The sequence below is a fragment of the Cellulosimicrobium funkei genome, assembly GCF_004519295.1.
GTDB lineage: Bacteria > Actinomycetota > Actinomycetes > Actinomycetales > Cellulomonadaceae > Cellulosimicrobium > Cellulosimicrobium funkei.
Genome location: NZ_SOZH01000008.1, coordinates 243,959 through 265,982, shown reverse-complemented (window position 1 = coordinate 265,982; position 22,024 = coordinate 243,959). Strand labels below are relative to the sequence as shown.

Sequence of the window (22,024 nt, the reverse complement as noted above, 5' to 3'; positions counted from 1 at the left end):
CCGAGCCCGTCGGGAGGGCAGCCTCGCGGTGGGTCGTGGGGGCGGTGCGGGCGGTCCGCCCTAAGATCTGGGGGCGCCCCCTCGCGTGGCGCGCCCTGGCCGCCGCGCCGGGCACCGACCCGCCCCGCCCGAGAGGACCTGCGTGCAGCACGACGACGTCGACTCCCTGCGACGGTCGAGCGCGGCGTGGCGGCTCCTGCGCGCGGACACGGCGCCGCTCGTGCTCTCGTTCCTCGGCACGCTGTTCGTCGAGGACAACGTGCGCGCCATCCCGGAGAGCGAGCTCGTCGCGCGCCTCGACGACCACCTGTGGGCCGTCGACGGCCGGGCCGCGCGCGCCTCCGGCACGGAGCCGCGGTACCCGCGCGCCCCGCAGGCGTACGTGGACCACTGGACGCACCCGGACCAGGGCTGGCTGCGCGCCTGGTACCCGCCCGGCTCGGCGGAGCCGCACTACGACGCGACGCCCGCCGTCGAGCAGGCCGTGCGCTGGGTCGCGTCGCTGCGCGGGCGCGGGTTCGTCGGCACCGAGTCGCGGCTCAACACCGTCTTCGAGCTGCTGCGCCAGCTCGCCGTCGGCACGCAGACGGACCCGGCGGAGCGCCTGCGCGAGCTCGAGGAGCGCCGTGCCGCGATCGACGACGAGATCGCCCAGGTCCGCGCGGGGCGCGTCGCCGTCCTCGACGCGGCGGCGCAGCGCGACCGCTACCAGCAGCTCACCCAGACGGCGGCCGACCTGCTCTCCGACTTCCGCGAGGTCGAGGCGAACTTCCGCTCCCTCGACCGGGAGCTGCGCGAGCGCATCACGGGCTGGGACGGCGCGAAGGGCGAGCTGCTCGAGGAGGTCGTGCGGTCGCGCACGGCCATCGCGGAGTCGGACCAGGGGCGGTCGTTCCACGCGTTCTACGACTTCCTCCTCGACCGGCGTCGCCAGGAGGAGTTCGCCGCGCTCGTCGAGCGCGTGCAGTCCCTCGACGCGATCGCGCCCGACGTCGTCCGGCCGGCCCCCGGGACGCCCGGCCCGGTCGTGGACGCCGCCGCGCAGGCCGCGGCCCGGGAGCAGGAGCACCGCCGCCTGCGCCGCGTCCACTACGACTGGCTCGACGCCGGCGAGCGCACCCAGGCGACCGTGCGGACCCTCTCCGAGCAGCTCCGCCGCTTCCTCGACGACCAGGTCTGGCTCGAGAACCGGCGGGTCATGGACATCCTGCGCGGCGTCGAGGCGAAGGCGCTCGCCGCGCGCGACGTCGCCCGCGCGGCAGGCCGCGCCGGCGCCCCGCCGGGGATGCCGGTCGACGCCGTCGCCCCCGAGGTCGTGCTGCCGACGGAGCGGCCGCTCTTCACGCCGCGGCCCACGGCCCGCCTGGACTCCGACCACGTCGAGGTCGGCGACGACGACTTCGAGGTCGACGCGCTGTACGACCAGGTGCACGTCGACCCGGAGCGCCTCGCGCGCACGGTCCGCGCGACGCTCTCGCGGCCCGGCGGCCCGGGGGAGGTCGCGCTCGCGGACCTGCTCGCCGACGCGCCGCTCGAGCACGGGCTGGCCGAGCTCGTGACGTACCTGTCGCTCGAGGACCCGCGGTTCGTCGTCGTGCACGACGACGAGCGCAGCGACGAGGTGCGCTGGGAGGGCGAGGCCCCGGCGGGGCCCGTCGCCGAGGACGGCGCACCCGAGCCGGTGGTGCGCGTCGCGCGCCTGCCCCGCGTCACGTACGCGCGGCGGACGAGCGGCTCCCCGCCCGGCGGGCCCCCCGCCCCGCACCCCGCCGTGCTCGACGCACGACCCGACGCCGCCCCCGACCCGAGCCCGGAGGAGACCCCGTGAGCACGACTCGCACCGCGCGCGACCCGGAGCTGTCCGTCGTCGTGACGTCGCTGCTCAAGGGCGTCGTCTACCGCGAGTCCGGCGAGGCGCTGTGGCGCGACCTGCTCGCCCGCGAGGCGCAGGTGCGCGACGCCGTCGCGATGCTCGGGCTGCAGGTCGTCGTCGACGAGGGCGACGGCTACGCCTACCTGCGCTCCCAGCCCGAGCACGAGCGCGACGAGCGCGTGCCGCGGCTGATCCCGCGCCGCGAGCTGCCGTTCGACGTCAGCCTGCTGCTCGCCCTGCTGCGCAAGCGGCTCGCGCAGGCGGACTCGGAGGGCGGCGAGACGCGCCTCGTGCTCACGCGCTCGGAGATCGTCGACCTGCTGCGGGTCTTCCTCACCCAGGACGCGGGCGCCGCGGCGAACGAGGCGCGGCTCGTGGACCGGGTGGACGCGCTCGTGCGGCGCGTCGTGGAGCTCGGCTTCCTGCGCCCGGCGGGGCGCCCGGACCCGGACGGGCCTGACGCCGCCCCGCCGGGAGACTCCGGCGACCCGGCCGACGCCGAGACCCGGCGGTACGAGGTGCGCCGCATCCTCAAGGCGTTCGTCGACGCGCAGTGGCTCGCGGACTTCGACGCGCGCCTCGCGCAGTACCTGGAGCTCGCCGCCGAGGGCGCCGTCCCGGGGGCGGGGACGCGCACGGGGGCGGCGGGCGCGGGGACAGGCCTGGCGACGGGCACGGCGACGACGACGACGAGGACGGTGGCGTGATGGAGGGCCTGTTCAGCGCGGTCGAGCTGCACGACCCGGCGGCCGACCTCGACGCGCGCGCCGGGTTCCGGCTCGAACGGCTCGAGGTGCTCAACTGGGGCACGTTCGACCAGCGCGTGTGGGCGTTCGACCTCGACGGTCGTAACGCCCTGCTGACCGGCGACATCGGCTCGGGCAAGTCGACCATCGTCGACGCGGTGACGACGCTGCTCGTGCCGTCGCACCGGATCTCGTACAACAAGGCCGCCGGGGCGGGCGCGCGCGAGCGGTCGCTGCGCTCGTACGTCGCGGGGCACTACAAGTCCGAGCGCGACGAGGCGACGGGCACGACGCGCCACGTGGGCCTGCGCGAGCGCGGCACGTACTCGGTCGTGCTGGGGCGGTTCTCGAACCGCGGGTTCGACCAGGAGGTCACGCTCGCGCAGGTGTTCTGGCTCGCCCCGGGCCAGGCGGGCCAGCCGGACCGCTTCTTCGTGACGGCGGACCGCCCGCTGACGATCACCGAGGACTTCGCGGGCTTCGGCGGCGACGTCACGGCGCTGCGCCGCCGCCTGCGCGAGTCCGGCGCGCAGGTGCGCGACCACTTCCCCGACTACGGGCGGGACTTCCGCCGCCTGCTCGGCATCCCGTCGGAGCAGGCGATGGACCTGTTCCACCAGACGGTGTCGATGAAGTCGGTCGGCGACCTCGGCGAGTTCGTGCGCGAGCACATGCTCGAGCCGTTCGACGCCGACCGCTGGACGGACCGGCTCGTCGCGCACTTCGACGACCTGACGAGCGCCCACGACGCCGTCGTGCGGGCCACCGCCCAGATCGAGCGGCTCGCGCCCCTGCTCGCGGACTGCGACGCGCACGACGCGCTCGGGGAGCGGGCCGAGGCGCTCGTCGCGCGCCGCGACGCCCTGCGCGCGTTCACCGCGTCGCGTCGCGTGGCGGACCTCGACGGTCTCACCGCCGCCCTCGACGAGCGCGTGGCCGACGGCGAGGCCCGCCGTCGCCGCGTCGTCGACGAGCTGGGGCTGCTCGGCGCCGAGCGCCAGCGGCTCGAGCTCGAGCGCGCGGGCCACGGCGGCGACCGGCTCGCCGCGATCGAGGGCGAGGTCGCGCGCCGCGAGGTCGAGCGCGCCGCGCGCGAGCGCCGCGTCGCCCAGCTCGCCGGCTACGCGGCGGCGGCCGGCCTGACGCTCGGCGCCCCGGACGGCGCCGACGCCGCGGCGGGGGACTCCGGCCCGGCGGGGCCGGGACAGGGCGCCACGGCGGGCGCGGTGGCCGCCGCGCTCGTCGATGCCGACGCGTTCGCGGCGCTCCGCCGCGCGGCCGACGACGCCGCCGTGCGCGTGCGCGACGACCTCGCCCGGGCCGAGGAGCAGGCGAGCGAGGTCGCGGCGCAGGTGCGCGCCGTCGAGCAGGAGACCGCCGACGTCAAGGCCGAGCTCGCGAGCCTCGCCGACCGCCGGTCCAACCTGCCGCGCACCCACCTGGAGGTCCGGGACCGGCTGTGCGACGGCGTCGGGCTCGCGCCGGGCGACGTCCCCTTCGTGGGCGAGCTGCTCGCCGTCCGCCCCGAGCACGCCGACTGGGAGGGTGCGGCCGAGCGCGTGCTGCGCGGCTTCGCGCTCTCGCTCCTCGTGCCGGCGGTGCACTACGACGCGGTGTCCGCGTGGGTCGACCGTGAGCACCTCGGGCTGCGGCTCGTCTACCACCGGGTGCCCGAGCGCGTCCCCGCCGCCCGGCCGGCGCCGCGCGAGGACGGCGTCCCGCTCCTCGCCGACCTGCTCGACGTGCGGCGTCTCGACGACGCGCCGACCCTCACGACGTGGGTCGAGGCCGAGCTCGAGCGCCGCGCCGACCACGCGTGCGCGCCGGACCTCGACGCGTTCCGCCGGCTCCCGCGCGCGATCACGCGGGCCGGCCAGGTCAAGCACTCGCCCGACCACCACGAGAAGAACGACACGCGCGCGGTCGACGACCGCCGGGGCTACGTGCTGGGCTGGTCGACCCAGGCGAAGATCGACGCGCTGCTCGAGCAGGCCGCCGAGGTCACGGCGCGTCGCGACGCGCTCGCACGGCGTCGGGACGAGGCGGCCGCCACGCGCGAGGCGCTCCAGGCCCGTTCCGCCGCGCTCGGGCGGCTCGACGTCTACCGCGACTGGGACGAGCTCGACCGCGGGGCCGAGACGGCGCGCATCGCCGAGCTCGCCGAGGAGAAGCGGCGGCTCGAGCAGGCGAGCGACGAGCTCGGCCGCCTCGCGGCGCTCCTCGACGACAACGCGCGCCGCCAGGCGGAGCTCGAGGCGGAGCGCGACCGCGTCGTCGCGACGCTCGGCGCCGACCGGCACGCGCTCGACGAGGCGCGGACGGCGCGGGAGCGGGCGCGCGCCGTGCTCGACGGCGCGGGCGAGACGCTCGACGAGGAGACGACGGCGGCCCTCGCCGCGGAGTTCGACCGCGAGCTCGCCGGGTTCGGCACGGTGGGCCCGGGCGGCGCCGCCGACGGCCCGACGCGCGCGGCCGACCTCGACGCGGTCGAGAACGCGGTGCGCTCGCGGCTCACGGCCGAGGCCGAGCAGGCGCAGCGCGAGCGCGCGGACCTCGGGACGCGGATCGCGGGGCAGATGGCCTCGTTCCGGTCGGCGTACCCGGTCGAGACGGCGGAGCTCGACGCGGACGTGCGGTCGGCCGACGGCTACCGCGAGATCCACGACCGGCTCGTGCGCGACGACCTCCCGCGGTTCGAGGCCGACTTCAAGGCGTACCTCAACACGAACGCGATCCGCGACATCGCGGGCTTCGCGGCCGAGCTCGCCAAGCAGGCCGACGTCATCCGCGACCGGATCGACACGATCAACGACTCGCTCCGCGCGATCGACTACAACCCGGGCCGGTACATCCGTCTGGAGATGTCGCGCACGCCCAACCTCGAGGTGCGCGAGTTCCAGCAGGACCTGCGCGCGTGCACCGACGGCGACGGGATCCTCGCCGAGGACGACCGCGCGCTCGCCGAGGGCGACGGGTCGCTCGCCGACGGCGCGCTGTCGTACTCGGAGGACCGGTTCCTGCGGGTCAAGGCGCTCGTCGAGCGGTTCCGCGGCCGCGAGGGCATGACGGACCTCGACGAGGCGTGGCGCCGCCGCGTGACCGACGTGCGCAACTGGTTCGTGCTCTCCGCGTCCGAGCGGTCCCGCGCCGACGACTCCGAGCACGAGCACTACTCCGACTCCGGCGGCAAGTCCGGCGGCCAGAAGGAGAAGCTCGCGTACACCGTGCTCGCGGCGTCGCTCGCCTACCAGTTCAAGCTCGACTGGGGCGCGGTGCGGTCGACGGCGTTCCGGTTCGTCGTCATCGACGAGGCGTTCGGGCGGGGGTCGGACGAGTCGACGCGCTTCGCGCTCGAGCTGTTCCGCCGCCTCGGGCTGCAGCTGCTCATCGTCACGCCGCTGCAGAAGATCCACGTCATCGAGCCCTACATCTCGGCCGTCGGGTTCGTCGACAACCCCACCGGCCGGTCGTCGCGCCTGCGGACGCTGTCCATCGCCGCGTACCGCGAGGGCCGCCGGGAGGGCGACGCCGCGCCGTCGGACGGCGGTGCCGAGCCCGCGGCCGAGCCGGTGCCCGATCCCGTGCCGGAGAGCGTGGCGACGTAGCGCGTCAGGCGAGCGGGCGGGGGCGGCGGGCGCCCGCCAGGGTCGCGGCGAGGACGGCCTCGATCGCGAACGCGGTCGCCTCCGCGAGGTCGACGGCGTCGGGTTCGAGCAGCCACTGCGTCTGGAGGCCGTCCATCGCGGCGATGATCGTCGACGCGGCGAGGTCGAGCGCGCGGTCGTCCGGCACGGCCGCCGTCTCGTCGCCCGCGGCCCGCCGCTCCTCGACGACCTCGCGGAGCGCGCCGGCGACGTCGGCGCGCAGCCCGGCGAAGCGCGCGGTGACCCACGCGCGGGCGGGATGGTCGTCCGTGACGGCCTCGCCCGCGAGGACCGTGTAGGTCTGCACGATCCCGGGGCGCTCGGCGTTCGCCGCGGCGGTCGCGACGAGGTGCCGGAACAGGTCCAGCCCGCCCGGCATGTGCTGCCCCTCGAGGTGCGCGACGCCGTCGCGGTCGCGGGACGCGAGGACCTCGGTGAGCAGGCGCTCCTTGGACCCGAAGTGGTGCAGCACGCCGGCGTGCGTGATGCCCACCTGCTCGGCGACCTCGGCGAGCGACCCCTGGTGGTAGCCCCGCGACCCGAAGACGCGCATCGCCGCGCGCAGGATCTCCTCCCTCCGCTCGGCGGTCCCGGGGCGCGGGCGCCGGGGCCGCGGGCTCCGGGAGGACGCGGAGTCGCTCGGCGCGGAGGAGGCGTCGGTCATGCCGTCACCCTACTGGCGGCCCGTGACGCCGTGCCCGGGCCACTCGGCCCGGACGGGCGGGCGCTGCCCCGGACCGGTCCGGGGCAGCGCCCGCAGCTCTTCCCGCCGTCTTCCCCGAATGCGCACACGCGTCCTCTACGGTGGTGGGATGCCTTCCGACCACGCCCCGACCCGGCCGCTGCGGACCAGCGGCGGGGCGGGTACGCGGCCGCTCCCGGCGACGCAGCCGATGCCGCCCACGCCCGGACCGGCGGCCGCGCCGCCGCCCGCCGCAGTGCCCCCCGCGGGCCCCGCCGCAGCGCCCTCCGCCGGGACCCCGTACCCGCCCGTCCCGCAGGCCGCCGCGGGCGGTCCCTCCGCCCCGGCGCCGCGCCGGGCGCCGCACGCGCACGCCGTCCCAGGTCCTGACGGGCCGAGCACCGGCTCGCGCGTGGTCGCGGCCGTCGTCGCGCTGCTCGCGGTCGCGGGGGCGTGGCTCGTGTGGCGGTTCTTCGTCGACACGTTCGCCGGGCAGATGCTCGAGCGGGCCGCGTTCGACGGCGCCGTGACCGGCCAGGGAGAGCTCTGGGCGGTCGCCGAACCGGTTCTCGACACGGTCTCGGTCGCGTTCGTCGTGGGCGGCCTGGGCGCCGCGATGGGCATCGCGCTCCTGCGCCGTCGCTGGGGCCTCGCGGTCCAGGTCGCGTTCCTCGTCGTCGGTGCGAACGTCACGACGCAGCTCGTCAAGCACTCCCTCCTCGGCCGCGAGGAGCTCATCGGTGGCTGGCACTGGGAGAACTCGCTGCCCAGCGGCCACACCACCGTCGCGGGGTCGGTCGCCGCCGCGCTGCTGCTCGTCGTGCCGCGCGGCGCCCGGGCGCTCGTCGCCGTCCTCGGCGGCGCGTACACCGCGGCCACCGGGGTCTCGACCCTGGTCGGCCAGTGGCACCGCCCGAGCGACGTCGTCGCCGCCGTCCTCGTCGTCCTCGCGTGGGCCGCGCTCGTGTGCGTCTTCACGCCGAGGTCGTCGCTCGACCCGGGCGCCGGGCCCACGCCCGGCTCCACCGTCACGGCTGTGCTCCTCCTGCTCGGCGCGGCCGCGGCGGGCGTCGGGGCGCTGCTCGCGCTGCGCGCGACGCCCGCGACGTGGGGCACGACGGCGGCGCAGGAGATGACGGCCTACGCGGGCGGCGTCGCGGGCGTGCTGGCGGTGACGGCTGCGGCGTTCGCGGTCCTGCTCCTCGTCCGGCAGTCCACAGCCCGCCCCGACCCGCGTCCCGTTCGGGGGTAGGGTGCGTGCGGCTGGCGCGACGGGAGTAACGTCGTAGGCTGCCACGGCGGGCGACCGGACGGTCGTCCGGGTCGCCGGGGCCCCGGCGGGGCCCGCCGCCGTCGGGCAGGGAGCGCCCGCCACGGACACGTACGCACGGACGAAAGCAGGATCGGATGCCACGCAAGCTCGTGATCGTCGAGTCGCCCGCCAAGGCTCGCAAGATCCAGGGCTACCTCGGCGACGACTACGAGGTCGAGGCGAGCGTCGGGCACATCCGCGACCTGCCGCAGCCGTCCGAGCTGCCCGCGGACATGAAGAAGGGCCCGTACGGGAAGTTCGCGGTCGACGTCGACCACGGCTTCGACCCGTACTACGAGGTCTATGCGGACAAGAAGAAGAAGGTCGCCGAGCTCAAGCGCGCGCTCAAGGACGCCGACGAGCTCTACCTCGCGACCGATGAGGACCGCGAGGGCGAGGCCATCGCGTGGCACCTCCTCGAGGCGCTCAAGCCCAAGGTCCCGGTCAAGCGCATGGTCTTCCACGAGATCACGCGCGAGGCCATCCAGCGGGCGCTGCAGAACACGCGCGACCTCGACGAGCACCTCGTCGACGCGCAGGAGACGCGCCGCATCCTCGACCGCCTCTACGGCTACGAGGTCTCGCCCGTGCTGTGGCGCAAGATCGCCCAGGGGCTCTCGGCCGGCCGCGTGCAGTCGGTCGCGACGCGCCTCGTCGTCGAGCGCGAGCGCGAGCGCATGGCGTTCGTCCCCGCCGAGTACTGGGACGTCACGGGCACCTTCGAGCACGCGGACGCGTCGGCACCGGACGCGGGCAAGGCGTTCGGCGCCCGGCTGGTGCAGCTCGGCGACGCGCGCGTCGCCTCGGGCCGCGACTTCGACGACCGCGGGCAGCTCAAGCCTGCGGCGGCGCGCGACGGCGTCGCGCACCTCGACGAGACGACGGCGCGCGCCGTCGTGACCGGCCTCGCGGACGCGGCGTTCGCGGTGCGCTCGCTCGAGACCAAGCCGTACACGCGCCGTCCCGCGGCGCCGTTCACGACGTCGACCCTCCAGCAGGAGGCGAGCCGCAAGCTGCGCATGTCGTCGCGCCAGGCCATGCGCACCGCGCAGTCGCTGTACGAGAACGGCTACATCACCTACATGCGTACGGACTCGCCGTCGCTGTCGGCCGAGGCCACGACGGCGGCCCGCCGCCAGGCGGCCGAGCTGTACGGCCCCGAGTTCGTCCCGGAGAAGCCGCGCGTCTACGCCGCGAAGAACCAGGGCGCGCAGGAGGCGCACGAGGCGATCCGCCCCGCGGGCGACTCGTTCCGCACGCCCGCGCAGGTCAAGCGCGAGCTGAGCGACGACCAGTTCAAGCTCTACGAGCTCGTGTGGAAGCGCACCGTCGCGTCGCAGATGGCGGACGCGAAGGGGTCGACGGCGTCCGTCCGCCTCGGCGCGACCCTCTCGGCCGCCGCGGGCGACGTCGCGGGCCGCGACGCGGTGTTCGCCGCGTCGGGCACCGTCATCACGTTCCGCGGCTTCCTCGCCGCGTACGAGGAGAGCTCGGACGTCGACCGCTACGCCGAGGACGCGCCCGTCGTCGGGGCCAAGGGCGGTGACGAGGCGCGCCTGCCGCAGATGAGCGAGGGCGACGCCCTGCGCGCCGACGACCTCACCGCCGACGGGCACTCCACGTCCGCGCCGCCCCGGTACACCGAGGCCAGCCTCGTCAAGGCGCTCGAGGAGCTCGGGATCGGGCGGCCGTCGACGTACGCCTCGACGATCTCGACGATCCAGGACCGCGGGTACGTGCTCTCGCGCGGGCAGGCGCTCGTGCCGAGCTGGCTCGCGTTCGCCGTCGTGCGGCTGCTCGAGGAGCACTTCGACCGGCTCGTCGACTACGACTTCACCGCGCGCATGGAGGCCGACCTCGACGAGATCGCCGCCGGTCGCCGTGACCGCGTCGCGTGGCTCACCGAGTTCTACTTCGGCGATGCCGCGAAGGGCGAGGACGCCGAGGGCCTGCGCGACCTCGTCGCGAACCTCGGCGACATCGACGCGCGCGGCATCAACTCGGTGCCGATCGGCGAGGGCATCCAGCTCCGCGTCGGGCGCTACGGGCCCTACGTGGAGGACCTCTCCGTCCCCGTCAAGGAGGGCGAGAACCCGCCGCGCGCGTCCGTGCCCGACGACGTCGCCCCCGACGAGCTGACGGTCGCCAAGGCGCGCGAGCTGCTCGCCGCGGGCGCCGACGACGGCAAGGTGCTCGGCACCGACCCGGTGTCCGGTCACGAGATCATCGCGAAGGCGGGCCGCTACGGCCCGTACGTCACCGAGGTGCTCGACCTGCCTCCGATCGACACGAGCCTCTCGGCCGCCGCGCAGAAGAAGGCGAAGGCCGCGCAGCCCAAGCCGCGCACGGCGTCGCTGCTCAAGACGCAGTCGCTCGACACGATCACGATCGACGACGCGCTGCGCCTGCTGTCGCTGCCGCGCGTCGTGGGGACGGACCCGGAGTCCGGCGAGGAGATCACCGCGCAGAACGGCCGCTACGGCCCGTACCTCAAGAAGGGCACCGACTCGCGGTCGCTGCCCGACGAGGAGTCGATGTTCACCGTCACCCTCGACGAGGCGCTCGAGCTGTACAAGCAGCCCAAGCGCGGGCGCGGCCAGCGTGCCGCGACGCCGCCGCTGCGCGAGCTCGGTGACGACCCGAACAGCGGCAAGCCGATCGTCGTCAAGGACGGCCGGTTCGGCGCGTACGTCACCGACGGCGAGACGAACCGCACCCTGCCCCGCGACGTCACGCCCGAGTCGATCACGCCCGAGCAGGCGATCGAGCTCCTCGCGGAGAAGCGCGCGCAGGGCCCGGCGAAGAAGCGCACCACGGCCCGCAAGCCGGCCGCGAAGAAGGCCCCTGCCAAGAAGACGGCCGCCAAGAAGTAGCCGCGGTCAGCCCCGTCAGCCGTCGGCCGACCAGGTGATCGTGGCGCGTCCGGGCTGCCGGACGCGCCAGGTCGACCTGCTCGAGGGGGTGGGACCGCCTGGTCGGCCCATCCCGGGCCGGCCCCCTCCGGCGACGGCGGGGCCCGGGGCGGTGGGAACGGTCAGTGCGCGGTGTGCTTGACCGGCTCGGGGAGGCCCGCCTCGGCGCGGACGCGGCGGGAGAAGCCCTCGATGGAGCGCAGGGCGTCGACGAGCTCCGGCACGCGCACGGGGAACGGCATGGCGTGGATCGTCTCGCCCTCCGCGGTGGCGGCCTCCGCGACGCGCGTGAGGTCGTGCACGTCGTCGGCGGTCAGGCCGATCTCGGTGAGCGTGTTCGGCAGGCCGACGCGCGTGGTGAAGCGCACGAACTCCTCGATCTCCTCGGTCGGCGCGCCCTCCAGGACGAGCTGCGTCACGGAGCCGATGTTCACCTTCTGGCCGTGCGTGAGGCCGTGCGTCTGGGGCGCGGCGGTGAGGCCGTTGTGGATCGCGTGCGCCGCGGCGAGGCCGCCGGACTCGAAGCCCAGCCCGGACAGCAGCGTGTTCGCCTCGACGACCTTCTCGACCGCGGGCGTCACGAGGTGGTTCTTCACCGCGTCGATCGCGGGCAGCGCGTTCTCCCAGAGGATGTCCCACGAGAGCTGCGCGAGCGCCGTGCCCGTGACGAGGGGGAGGCCGCCGGCCATGGTCGACGCGTTCGCCTCGGCGACGGCGCGCGCCTCGATCCACGTCGCGAGCGCGTCGCCGACGCCGGCGACGAGGAACTTGACGGGCGCGTTCGCGACGAGGCCCGTGTCGACGAGCACGAGGTCCGGGTTGTGCGGGAAGAACCGGTACTCCTCGAACGCGCCGTCCTCGGTGTAGATCACGGACAGGGCGGAGCACGGGGCGTCGGTGGACGCGACGGTCGGCACGGACACCCAGCGGATGCCGCGCAGGTGGCCCGCGGCCTTCACCGCGTCGATGGTCGAGCCGCCGCCGATGCCGACGACCACGTCGGCGCCGAGCTCGTCGATCTCGCGCGCGAGCCGGTCGACCTCCGCGGCGGTGGCGTAGGTGCCGAACCCGGTGCGGTGGCGGGGGAGGTCCTGCTCCTGGAAGGACACCGCGACGGTGTCCTGGACGATGCCCCACACGACGTCGTCGGCGACGAGCAGCGGCTTCGTGCCGATCGGTCGGACGAACTCGCCGAGCCGCGTGAGCGCACCGCGGGCCTGGACGTAGCGCAGCGGGCTGATGAGCGTGCGGACGGGAACCTCGGACATCGTGGCCTCCTGTGGAGTCGGTGGGTCGCCGTCGGGCGCGCCGCAGCCGTGCGAGGCCGGTGCCCGCCGGCCATCCCCACCGTGTCACGCGTCCCCGGGGACCACCACCGGGACGCCGGTTCGCGTGACCTAGGTCCCCTCCGGGCTCAGCGGACGAGCACCGTGATCGTCCCGAGCACCACCGTCACCGCGGGCAGGAGCAGCACGCCCCAGCGCCCGGTGCGGTCGGTGCGGGCGTGCGGTGCGTCGTCGAGCGGGTCGACGACGGGGTCGCCCGAGCCCTGCTCGCGCAGGCCCCAGACGGTCCCCACGACGAGCGCGACGGCGGCCGCGACCAGGACCGGGACCGCGGGGAGGTTCGCGACCGGGGCGCGCAGCGTGACCGCGACGGCCACGAGGGCAGCCGTCACGACCATGTTCCCGAGGACGGTCAGCACGGGGTGGGCGAGCGCGGCGCGCAGCACGCGGTCGCCGGCGCGCCACAGCCCGACGAAGCCCGCGAGCGCGGCGACGAGCACGAGCAGCATCCCGGCCGGGACGACGAGGGCGCCGCCGTCGAGCGCGGGCCGCAGCGACCACAGCACGCCGAGCATCCCGACCGTCTGCACGGCGGAGGCGGCGACCGTCCGCCCGATCGAGGAGCTCGACTGCGCGGGGTCCTCGGGCAGGTCGAGCGAGCGCGCGTACGCCACAGGGTCGCCGAACGCCTCCTGCGCGGTCTCGCCGGAGTCGACGACGTGCGCGTCCACCTCGGCGAGCACCGCGCCGATGCGCGCTCCGGCGACGCCCTGGAGCCGCAGCTCCAGCAGGAGCGCCTCCGCCCAGCGCGGGTCGACGTGCGGCGCGTGGCGGCGCTCGATCGTGTAGCGGGTCGTGTCGCTCATCGGGGGGTCCTTGTCGGGGTGGGGTCGGGAGGGGGCGCGTCTGCCGGGATCGCGCCGTCCGGCGCGGGTGCGCCGGACGCGCCCGCGACGAGGGTGGTCGCCGCCGTCGTCACGGCGTCCCAGCGGGAGGTCGCGTCGGCGAGCGCGACGCGACCCTGGTCCGTGACGGCGTAGTACCGACGGCTCGGGCCGCGCTCGCCCTGGTGCCAGGAGGTCGTGACGAGGCCGTCGTCCTCCAGCCGCTGCAGCAGCGGGTAGAGCGTGCCGCCCTTGACGGTGCCGAGGCCTGCCTCGGCGAGCGACCGCGTGATCGCGTAGCCGTAGGTGGGGCCGTGGGTCGCGACGACCGCGAGCACGCACAGCGGCAGCACGCCGCGCAGGAGTTCGCGGTCGAGCCGCTCGTCGAACGTCATGGGCTAGACAGTACGGCTATCTAGTTAGGGAGGCAACCTAGTCATCCCCGGGCAGGCAACCGACGATCGCATGAGTGCTGTTATAACAGTGCTATGAATTCTCCGGACCCGACCACGGTCCCCGGCCGGTGGGACTCCCTGCACGCCGTGCTCCGGCGCCTCGACGACGAGATCGAGACCGTCTACGCGGACCGCGGGATCGTGGGGGTGCGCCCGCGGTTCGTCTACCCGCTCATCCGGCTCGCGCACACCGGCCCCCTGACCATCCGGGAGCTCGCCGCCTCGCTCGGCCGCACGCACTCGGCGATGAGCCAGACGGTCACCGCGATGCGGCGCGAGGGCCTCGTCGAGACCGCGCCGGGCGCGGACGCCCGCACGCGCCGCGTCGCGCTCACGGCGCGGTCGCGCGAGCTCGTCCCGCTCCTCGAGGCGGAGTGGCGGGCGACCGAGGAGTCCGTCGCCGAGATCGACGACGAGCTGCCGCACGCCCTGAGCGCGGTCGTCGTCGAGCTGGAGCGCGTGCTCGCCCGTCGCTCGCTGCGCGAGCGGCTCGTCGAGCGCCTCGACGCGGCCGGCCACCCGGCGCCGCGGGAGCGCTGAGGTGCGCGACCACGTCCTCGACCTGCGGCCGCTGCGCGCGAGCCGCGCGTACCGCGACCTGTGGGCCGGGTCCGCCGTGGGCGGCCTCGGGTTCCAGATCGCGAACGTCGCGGTGCTGCTCCAGGTCTGGGAGCTCACCCGCAGCCCGCTGTGGACCGGCACGATCGGCCTCGCCACGGCGGTCCCGCTCCTGACGCTCGGCCTGGTGGGCGGGCACCTCGCCGACGTCCACGACCGGCGCACCCTCATGCGCCTCGCCGCGGTCGGGCAGGTGCTCTCCGCTGCTGGTCTCGCCGCGCAGGCGCTCGCGGGGAACCGGTCGGTGTGGCTCCTGCTCGGGCTCGTCGCCGCCGGCGCGGCGTGCAACGCGCTCGGCTCGCCGGCGCGCCGGACGGTGCCGCCCCGGCTGCTGCCGCCCGACCAGGTCGCCGCGGGTCTCGCGCTGCAGAACCTCGCGTTCCAGGTGGCCATGCTGGTCGGGCCCGCGCTCGCCGGCCTGGTCCTGGCGCGCTGGGACCTGCCCGCGGCCTACGGCCTCCAGGCGGTGGCGGCCGTCGTCGCACTGCTCGGGCTCGTGCGCCTCCCGCCCCTGCCCCCGCTCCCCGTCGGTCCCTCGGCCACGACGGGCCCGGCCGCCGCGCCGCCCGGGCCCGCGCCGCGCCGTCGGGCGGCCGCGGGCGGGTGGTCGATCGTGTGGCGCAAGCCGACGCTGCGCGGCGCGTTCGCGACGGACGTCGCGGCGACCGTGCTCGCCATGCCGATCTCGCTGTTCCCGCTCGTCAACGACATCCGGTTCGACGGCGACCCCCGCACCCTCGGCCTGTTCCTCTCGGCGGTCGCGGTGGGAGGGATCGGCGCGGGCCTGCTCTCCGGGGCCGTGACGCGGGCGACGCGCTCGGGCGCGCTGCAGCTCGCCGCGGCGGCGACGTGGGGCGTCGCGCTCGCCGGGTTCGGGCTCGCGGGGCCGCTGTGGCTCGCCCTCGCGTGCCTGGCGGTCGCCGGTGCGGCGGACACGGTGTCGGTCGTGACGCGCGGCGCGCTGGTGCAGCTCGAGACACCCGACGAGTTCCGCGGCCGCGTGTCCTCGGTCGAGCACGTCGTGGGCGTCGCCGGCCCCGAGGTCGGGAACTTCCGCGGGGGAGTGCTCGCGTCGCTGACGTCCGCGCCCGTCGCGCTGGTGGCGGGCGGGCTGGTGGCGAGCGCCGTCGTCGGGCTCGTCGCGTGGAGCAACGCCCCGCTGCGCCGCTACCGCACCCCGGCCCCGGCCCCCCTCCCGGTCCCGTGAGTGCGTGAAACAGTCGCGCCGGGGCCTCCGGGACGCGACGAGTTCACGCACTCAGCGGGAGACGGGGTGTCAGTCGACGGTCACCGCGTCGAGGACCGGGAGGCGGGCGGCGCGGATCGCGGGCCAGACGCTCGCGACGAGCCCGATGACGACGGCGACGCCGAGGATCGCGAGCACCTGGCCCCACGGCACGGCGAGCGTGCTCAGCCCCTCGTCGGCGAGCACGCCCGGCAGGGCGGCGCCGATACCGATGCCCGTCGCGACGCCGAGCACCGTCCCGTAGACGGCGGTGAGCACCGACTCGATCGCGATGACCCCCGCGAGCTGGAGGCGTCCCAGCCCGACGGCGCGCAGCAGCCCGATCTCGCGCGTGCGCTCGATGATCGACAGCGCGAGCGTGTTGACGATGCCGAGCAGCGCGATGACGATCGACAGCGCGAGCAGGGCGTAGAGGATGACGAGCACCTGGTTCACCTGGTCGGCGAACGCGGACGCGGTCTGCTCCCGGTCGAGCACCGTCACGACGAGGAACGGCTCGACCGCCGACGTCAGGGCGGTGCGCAGCTCCTTCACGTCGGCGGGGCTCGCGCCGGCGGCCGCCGACACGTAGACGATCCGCACGCTCGCCTGGGCGGCCGGCACGACGGCGTCGAACACGTCGTCGCGCACCAGGACGCCGGTCCCCACGAGCTGGCTGTCGATCACCGCGCCCACGCGCGCCTCGACGGCGGAGTCGCCCTCGCCGAGCCGCAGCGTGTCGCCCACCTCCCAGCCGCGCTCGCGCGCGGTGCGCCGGTGCACGACGACGTCCCCGTCCTCGAGCGTGGCCGTCGGGTCCCCGGCGAGCGTCACGGGTTCGAGCGCGGTGTCGAAGAACCCGGCGGGCACGCCCGCGACGTCGGTCCCGCGCGGTCCGTCGTCCGTGCCGCCGACCGTGGCGACCGACGCCGACCCGAGCCGCACCGTGTCCACGACCGCGGCGCCCGGCGTCGCGGTGACGGCCTCGACCGCGCCCTCGGGCACGACGAGCGTCGCGGAGTCGACCACCAGGTCGGCCCGCACCTCGTTCTCGACGATGCTCCGCACCGACGCCTGGGTCGAGGCGGCGATGACGCCCGTGACCGACACGAGCGCCATGCCGATGAGCAGGGCTCCCGCGGTGCTCGCGGTGCGGCGGGGGTTGCGCGTGACGTTGCCGCGCGCGAGGCGGCCGAGCGGGCGCAGCGCGACGACGAGAGGCCACGCGAGCACCGCGAGCACGCCGCGCGCGACGGCCGGCGACCCGACGAGCACGCCCACGAGCACGAGCCCGGCCCCGACGCCGAGGAGCAGGCGGGGGCTCAGGTCGTCGACCCAGGCCCAGCCGGTCGGCGCGTCCACGACGGAGGACCCCAGGTACGCGGCGAGCCACAGCACACCGGCGCCCGCCGCGACGACGACCACCCCGCCCACCGCCCGCAGCCCGGTGCCGCGGTCGGGCGCGACGTCGTCGCGCATCGCCTGCACGGGCGGGATCGCGGCGGCCCGCCGCGCGGGCAGCACGGCCGCGAGGACGCTGACGACCGCCCCGAGCGCGACGGCGGCCACGACCTGCGAGGTCCCGAGCGGGACCCGGCCGGAGAACTCGAAGCCGGCGAGCGCGAGCCCCCACCGGATGACCCGCACCAGCCCGGCCCCGGCGAGCACGCCGAGCCCACCACCCACGAGCCCGACGACGAGCGCCTGGACGAGGACCGACGCGAACACCTGGCCCGGCGACGCGCCGAGCGCGCGCAGGAGCGCGAGCTCGCGCAGACGCTCGCGCACCGACATCGCGAACGTGTTGGCGATGATGAACGCGCCGACGAACAGCGCGATGGCGGCGAACACGAGCAGGAAGGTCTCGACGAACCCGAGCACCTCCTCGACCGCCTCGCTCGCCTCGGCGCGCGCCTGCTCGCCCGTGACGGCCTCCGCGCCGGACGGGAGGACCGACGCGACGCGGTCCGCGAGGGCGTCCTCGTCCACCGGTCCGCTCGCGTCCGCCCAGACCGCGATCTGGGGCACCAGCCCGTCGGGCGCGTAGACCTCGCGCGCCGTGTCGCCGTCGATCCCGACGAGGACCGCACCCGCGGCGGCGGCCTCGATGCCGAACACGCCGGACACGGTCACGGGGCGCGGCTCCCCGCCGAGCACGACCGTGGTCTCGTCGCCCGTGGCGAGGTCAGCGGTCTCGGCCGCGCTCTGCTCCAGGACGATCTCGCCCGCGCCGGGCCACGCGCCGTCGAGCAGCGTGAGGCTCGGGTCCTCCGGGTCGACGGAGAACGCCGTGCTCGGCGGGCCCGTGGTCACGACGGCGGTGCCGTCGGCCGCGACGAGCACGACGGGGCCGGACACGTCCGCCACGGCCCGCTCGACGCCGTCGACCCCCTCGACCTCCGTCGCGAGGTCGGCCGGGACGAGCGTGCGGTCGCCCGCGAACCCGCCCCCGCCGGCGGCGCCGCCGCCACCGGGCCCGGACGTGTCGCTCTCGACCTCCTGCGCGCCGCGCACGTAGACGTCGGCCGTGAGCGTCGTCGCGATGATGTCGTCGAACGTGGAGGAGAGCATGCCGCGGAACGCGAACGTGCCGACGACGAACGCGACACCGAGCGTCACGGCGAGCACCGACAGGACGAACCGCACGACGTGCGCGCGCACGCCCCGCAGCGCGACGCGGATCATGCGCCGTCGTCCGCGGCGAGCGCGAGCGCGTCGAGGATGTCCTGCTGCGTGGGGTCGTGCAGCTCGCCCGCGAGGCGACCGTCCGCGAGGAAGACGACGCGGTGCGCGTACGACGCCGCGCGCGGGTCGTGCGTGACCATGACGACCGTCTGGTCGAGCTCGTCGACGGAGCGGCGCAGGAACGTGAGCACCTCGCCCGCGGAGCGCGAGTCGAGGTTGCCGGTCGGCTCGTCGGCGAACACGATCGAGGGCCGCGACACGAGCGCCCGCGCGCACGCCACGCGCTGCTGCTGCCCACCGGACAGCTCGGAGGGGCGGTGGTGCAGGCGGTCGGTGAGCCCGACGGCGGTCGTCACCTCGTCGAACCAGTCGCGGTCCACGCGGGTGCGCGCGATGTCGAGCGGGAGCGTGATGTTCTCCGCGGCCGTGAGCGTCGGGACGAGGTTGTACGCCTGGAAGACGAACCCGACGCGCGTGCGGCGCAGAGCCGTGAGCCGCCGCTGCGACATCCGGCTGATCTCCTGCCCGTCGATCACCACGCTGCCGGAGGTCGGGGAGTCCAGCCCGGCGAGGCAGTGCATGAGCGTCGACTTGCCGGACCCGGACGGCCCCATGATCGCTGTGAGCCGGCCGCGCGCGAAGTCGACGTCGACGCCGTCGAGCGCGCGGACGGCCGTCGGGCCGGATCCGTAGACCTTGACGAGGTCGCGCGCGCTCGCCCGTGCCTCGGGCTCGGGTCCGGCGTCGGTCGGCGTGCCGGTCCTGGGCGCGGGGGTCGTCATGCCCCCATCGTGACGTGCCGCGCGGCGGCGCGCACCACCCGTGCGGGGGAGGGCTGCTCGCGGGCCCGACGCGCGGCCTGTGGACGAGCGGCGGCGAGGCCCGCGCAGGGCGATAGCGTGGGCCGCATGAGCACCGTCGCCCCGCAGCCCGCCGCGCACCCCGACGAGACCCCGGCCGCCACCGGCGTCCACCCGTTCCCCGACCTGTCCGCCGAGGTGACGGGCACGGTCCCCGACCCGCGCAGCGCGCCCCCGATCCGCTGGGGCATCCTCGGCGCGGGCGGCATCGCGTCGTCGTTCGCGGAGGCGGTGCGCCTGCACACCCAGGGTCGCGTCGCCTCGGTGGGCTCGCGCGACCGCGTGCGCGCCGAGCGCTTCGCGACCGCGCACGGCGTCCCGACGACGCACCACGGCTACGACGAGCTCGTCGAGGACCCGCAGGTGGACGTCGTGTACGTCGCGACGCCGCACTCGCACCACCACGAGCACGCCCTGCTCGCGATCCGCGCGGGCAAGCACGTCCTCGTCGAGAAGGCGTTCACGCGCAACGAGGCCGAGGCGGTCGAGGTGCTCGACGCCGCGCGCGAGGCGGGCGTGTTCGTCATGGAGGCCATGTGGACGCGGTTCCTGCCGCACGTCGCCGCGCTGCGCGGCGTGATCGCGCGCGGCGAGATCGGTGACGTCGTGAACCTCAGCGCGGACCACGGCCAGTGGTTCCCGTTCGACCCCGAGCACCGGCTCTACGCGCCGGAGCTGGCGGGCGGCGCGCTGCTCGACCTGGGCGTCTACCCGGTGTCGTTCGCGCACGACCTCCTGGGCGCGCCGTCGACCGTGACGGCCGTCGGTGCACTCACGGAGACGGGCGTGGACGGGCAGGTGAGCATCGTGCTCGGCTACGGCGACACGCAGGCGACGCTCTCGACCACGCTGTGGTCGCGCACCGCGAACACGGCGGTGATCTCGGGCACGGCGGGCCGCATCGAGGTCGAGGGCACGTTCTACGCGCCGACGTCGTTCCGGGTCGTGCGGCACGACGGCGCGTCCTGGTACTACGACGGCTTCTCCGGCGAGGGCAAGCAGTACCAGGCCGCCGAGGTCGCGCGCCGCGTCGCCGCGGGCGAGACGCAGAGCCCGCGCATGTCGTGGGACTCGACGCTCGAGGTCATGCGCATGCTCGACGAGGTGCGTCGCCAGGTCGGGGTCGTCTACCCCGGGGAGTGACGCCCGCGGGCGGGCGTCGCGTCAGTCGGTGTGCTCGACGACGTAGCTGCGGCCGTCGGGGCCGGTGACCCGCTCGAAGCGGGTGCGCAGCTCCTGGTCGCGCTCGCGCTCGGCGTCGGACACGCCGCGGCCGTCGGCCTCCTGTCGCCCCAGCTGTGCCGGGCCGAAGATCGGCAGGAAGCCCTCGGTGATGCGCATGCCGAGCGTGCGCTTGTCGTTCTTGCGCGCCACGGTGTCCTCCGCTGGTGTCGCGTCGCCGGCCCGGGGGCCGGTGGCTGGTGCTCGTCCGCTGATGGTTGGTGCACCAATGATTGGCGTACCAAGAATAGCGCGATCCTCGGTAGCATGGCGCCATGACGAGCGAGGAGAACGGCGGGGCGTCCGCACCGGGCGCGGCGACGCTGTTCGCGGACCCGCTCGCGCTCGAGGCGCAGGTCTGCTTCGCGCTCTCGGCGGGCGCGCGCGGCATGGTCGCCCTGTACCGGCCGCTGCTCGAGCCCCTGGGCATCACCCACCCGCAGTACCTCGTGCTGCTCGCGCTGTGGCAGGACGACGCGGCAGGCACGACGTCGACCGTCGGCGACCTCGCGGCGCGGCTGCACCTCGACGCCGGGACGCTCTCGCCGCTCCTCAAGCGGCTCGAGAGCCTCGGCTACGTGCGCCGTTCTCGCTCGCCCGACGACGGCCGCCAGGTCCGCGTGACGCTCACGCCCGAGGGACGGGCGCGGCGTCGTGACGCGGAGCGCATCCCGCCCGCGATCGTCGCCGCCACGGGCCTCACCCTCGACGAGCTGGCGGAGATCCACGCCGCCGCGTCGAAGGTCGTCGCGGCCGCCCAGCGAGCGTCCGTCTACTGAGGATCAGCCCGCTGCAGCCCGCCGAGCATGGGGGCTTGGCCCGTCAGGGGAGGAGGACGGGAGACGACCGCAGGGTCGGCGGGGTGGTCAGGCGTCCGTGATCCGGATGCCCTCCGGGCCTGCGGCGAAGCGCACCGCCGCCAGACCCGCCGCCAGCGCGTCGGGTGCAGGGGAGGCGGACGCCAGCTCGTCGGCCGTGTGCGTGCCCGTCACGACGAGCACGGCGCACCCTGCGGCGCGGGCCGACGCGACCCCGGCCGGGGCGTCCTCGACGACGAGGCACCGCGCCGGGTCCACGCCCAGGCGCTCCGCGCCGAGGAGGAACGGGTCCGGGTCGGGCTTGCCGTGGGCGACGTCGTCCGCGGTGACGACCACCGACGGCGCGACGAGGCCCGACGCGGCCATGCGCGCCGCCGCGAGGGGGCGGGTGCACGACGTGACGATCGCCTGCCGCTCCGGGGGCAGGGTGGCGAGCGCGTCGCGCGTCCCCGGCAGGATCGTCACGCCCTCGTTGTCCTCGAGCTCCAGCTCGTGGATGCGGTCGTACGCGGGCTCGACCTGGTCGGCCGGCAGGAGCGTCGCGATGAGCGTGCGCGCGGGGGTGCCGTGCTGGATCTGGAAGTCCTCGGCGTCGGGCAGCCCGTGCTCCGCGGCCCAGCGACGCCAGTTCCGGTCCACCGCCGGGACCGAGTCGATGAGGGTGCCGTCCATGTCGAACAGCACGGCGTCGAACGTCCGGCCGGCGAACGCGACGCCGGGGGTGGGCAGAGGAGCGGGCGCAGGGTCCGTCGCGGGGGCGGTCACGGGATCGGGCATGGCCCGAGGCTATCCCGCGCGCCCGG

General features: G+C 75.7%; 17 protein-coding genes. 9 read left to right on the top strand and 8 right to left on the bottom strand.

From position 1 onward, the window contains the following. Positions 1 to 142: 142 nt before the first annotated feature. The 3 genes from E1O70_RS14775 to E1O70_RS14765 are packed head-to-tail and all read left to right on the top strand — an operon-like array spanning position 143 to position 6,224. The gene (locus E1O70_RS14775; RefSeq protein ID WP_061266592.1) at positions 143 to 1,828 is read left to right on the top strand and encodes a DUF3375 domain-containing protein; all 1,686 of its coding nucleotides are present in this window, start codon (positions 143 to 145) and stop codon (positions 1,826 to 1,828) included. Beyond that, complete coding sequence (locus E1O70_RS14770; RefSeq protein WP_205688660.1) at positions 1,825 to 2,580, top strand: DUF4194 domain-containing protein; 756 nt, start codon at positions 1,825 to 1,827, stop codon at positions 2,578 to 2,580. The genes E1O70_RS14775 and E1O70_RS14770 overlap by 4 nt, the downstream gene beginning before the upstream one ends. Then, a complete protein-coding gene (locus tag E1O70_RS14765; protein ID WP_082774173.1) occupies positions 2,580 to 6,224 on the top strand; it encodes an ATP-binding protein in 3,645 nt (1,214 codons plus the stop codon). Before E1O70_RS14770 ends, E1O70_RS14765 begins: the two co-directional genes overlap by 1 nt. 4 nt (positions 6,225 to 6,228) lie before the next feature. On the opposite strand, the gene E1O70_RS14760 is transcribed toward E1O70_RS14765, so the two are convergent. Beyond that, on the bottom strand, positions 6,229 to 6,927 hold the full coding sequence (locus tag E1O70_RS14760) for a TetR/AcrR family transcriptional regulator (protein ID WP_061266593.1): 699 nt from the start codon (positions 6,925 to 6,927) through the stop codon (positions 6,229 to 6,231). Between the two features lie 148 nt (positions 6,928 to 7,075). Between E1O70_RS14760 and E1O70_RS14755 the strand changes: the two genes are divergently transcribed. Together E1O70_RS14755 and topA are read left to right on the top strand one after the other, a co-directional pair. Further along, positions 7,076 to 8,197: a phosphatase PAP2 family protein gene (locus tag E1O70_RS14755; RefSeq protein WP_240696715.1), complete on the top strand. Its 1,122-nt coding sequence runs from the start codon at positions 7,076 to 7,078 to the stop codon at positions 8,195 to 8,197. 155 nt (positions 8,198 to 8,352) lie between these two features. Further along, positions 8,353 to 11,130, top strand: coding sequence for a type I DNA topoisomerase (gene topA / locus E1O70_RS14750; protein WP_061266595.1), 2,778 nt, complete (start codon positions 8,353 to 8,355; stop codon positions 11,128 to 11,130). A 161-nt stretch (positions 11,131 to 11,291) separates the two neighbouring features. Here the strand turns inward: topA and E1O70_RS14745 are convergent, their stop codons facing one another. The 3 genes from E1O70_RS14745 to E1O70_RS14735 form a co-directional block, all read right to left on the bottom strand. Further along, on the bottom strand, positions 11,292 to 12,437 hold the full coding sequence (locus E1O70_RS14745; protein ID WP_061266596.1) for a glycerol dehydrogenase: 1,146 nt from the start codon (positions 12,435 to 12,437) through the stop codon (positions 11,292 to 11,294). Positions 12,438 to 12,583: 146 nt separating this feature from the next. Further along, positions 12,584 to 13,321 (bottom strand): hypothetical protein, encoded by a 738-nt coding sequence (locus E1O70_RS14740; RefSeq protein WP_061266597.1) that lies wholly within the window; start codon positions 13,319 to 13,321, stop codon positions 12,584 to 12,586. Continuing rightward, positions 13,318 to 13,734, bottom strand: coding sequence for a PadR family transcriptional regulator (locus E1O70_RS14735; RefSeq protein ID WP_082774175.1), 417 nt, complete (start codon positions 13,732 to 13,734; stop codon positions 13,318 to 13,320). Before E1O70_RS14735 ends, E1O70_RS14740 begins: the two co-directional genes overlap by 4 nt. Before the next feature lie 93 nt (positions 13,735 to 13,827). Between E1O70_RS14735 and E1O70_RS14730 the strand changes: the two genes are divergently transcribed. Both E1O70_RS14730 and E1O70_RS14725 read left to right on the top strand, forming a co-directional pair. Continuing rightward, on the top strand, positions 13,828 to 14,334 hold the full coding sequence (locus tag E1O70_RS14730; RefSeq protein WP_061266598.1) for a MarR family winged helix-turn-helix transcriptional regulator: 507 nt from the start codon (positions 13,828 to 13,830) through the stop codon (positions 14,332 to 14,334). 1 nt (position 14,335) lies between these two features. Next, positions 14,336 to 15,619, top strand: coding sequence for an MFS transporter (locus E1O70_RS14725; RefSeq protein WP_061266599.1), 1,284 nt, complete (start codon positions 14,336 to 14,338; stop codon positions 15,617 to 15,619). A gap of 69 nt (positions 15,620 to 15,688) precedes the next feature. Here E1O70_RS14725 and E1O70_RS14720 read toward each other — a convergent pair whose 3' ends face one another. Then, a complete protein-coding gene (locus E1O70_RS14720) occupies positions 15,689 to 18,322 on the bottom strand; it encodes an ABC transporter permease (RefSeq protein ID WP_061266600.1) in 2,634 nt (877 codons plus the stop codon). Next, positions 18,319 to 19,104 carry an ABC transporter ATP-binding protein gene (locus E1O70_RS14715; RefSeq protein ID WP_061266601.1) on the bottom strand — a complete coding sequence of 262 codons (786 nt, stop codon included), beginning with the start codon at positions 19,102 to 19,104 and terminating at the stop codon, positions 18,319 to 18,321. The genes E1O70_RS14720 and E1O70_RS14715 overlap by 4 nt, the downstream gene beginning before the upstream one ends. A 126-nt stretch (positions 19,105 to 19,230) precedes the next feature. Here E1O70_RS14715 and E1O70_RS14710 point away from each other — a divergent pair, with 126 nt between their 5' ends. Beyond that, the gene (locus tag E1O70_RS14710; RefSeq protein ID WP_082774187.1) at positions 19,231 to 20,325 is read left to right on the top strand and encodes a Gfo/Idh/MocA family protein; all 1,095 of its coding nucleotides are present in this window, start codon (positions 19,231 to 19,233) and stop codon (positions 20,323 to 20,325) included. A 21-nt stretch (positions 20,326 to 20,346) separates the two neighbouring features. Here E1O70_RS14710 and E1O70_RS14705 read toward each other — a convergent pair whose 3' ends face one another. Beyond that, positions 20,347 to 20,556 (bottom strand): hypothetical protein, encoded by a 210-nt coding sequence (locus E1O70_RS14705; protein ID WP_021482922.1) that lies wholly within the window; start codon positions 20,554 to 20,556, stop codon positions 20,347 to 20,349. A gap of 122 nt (positions 20,557 to 20,678) precedes the next feature. Between E1O70_RS14705 and E1O70_RS14700 the strand changes: the two genes are divergently transcribed. Next, positions 20,679 to 21,182: a MarR family winged helix-turn-helix transcriptional regulator gene (locus E1O70_RS14700; RefSeq protein ID WP_051027593.1), complete on the top strand. Its 504-nt coding sequence runs from the start codon at positions 20,679 to 20,681 to the stop codon at positions 21,180 to 21,182. An 87-nt stretch (positions 21,183 to 21,269) separates the two neighbouring features. Here E1O70_RS14700 and E1O70_RS14695 read toward each other — a convergent pair whose 3' ends face one another. Beyond that, the gene (locus E1O70_RS14695) at positions 21,270 to 21,998 is read right to left on the bottom strand and encodes an HAD-IA family hydrolase (RefSeq protein WP_128957559.1); all 729 of its coding nucleotides are present in this window, start codon (positions 21,996 to 21,998) and stop codon (positions 21,270 to 21,272) included. Positions 21,999 to 22,024: the final 26 nt, after the last annotated feature.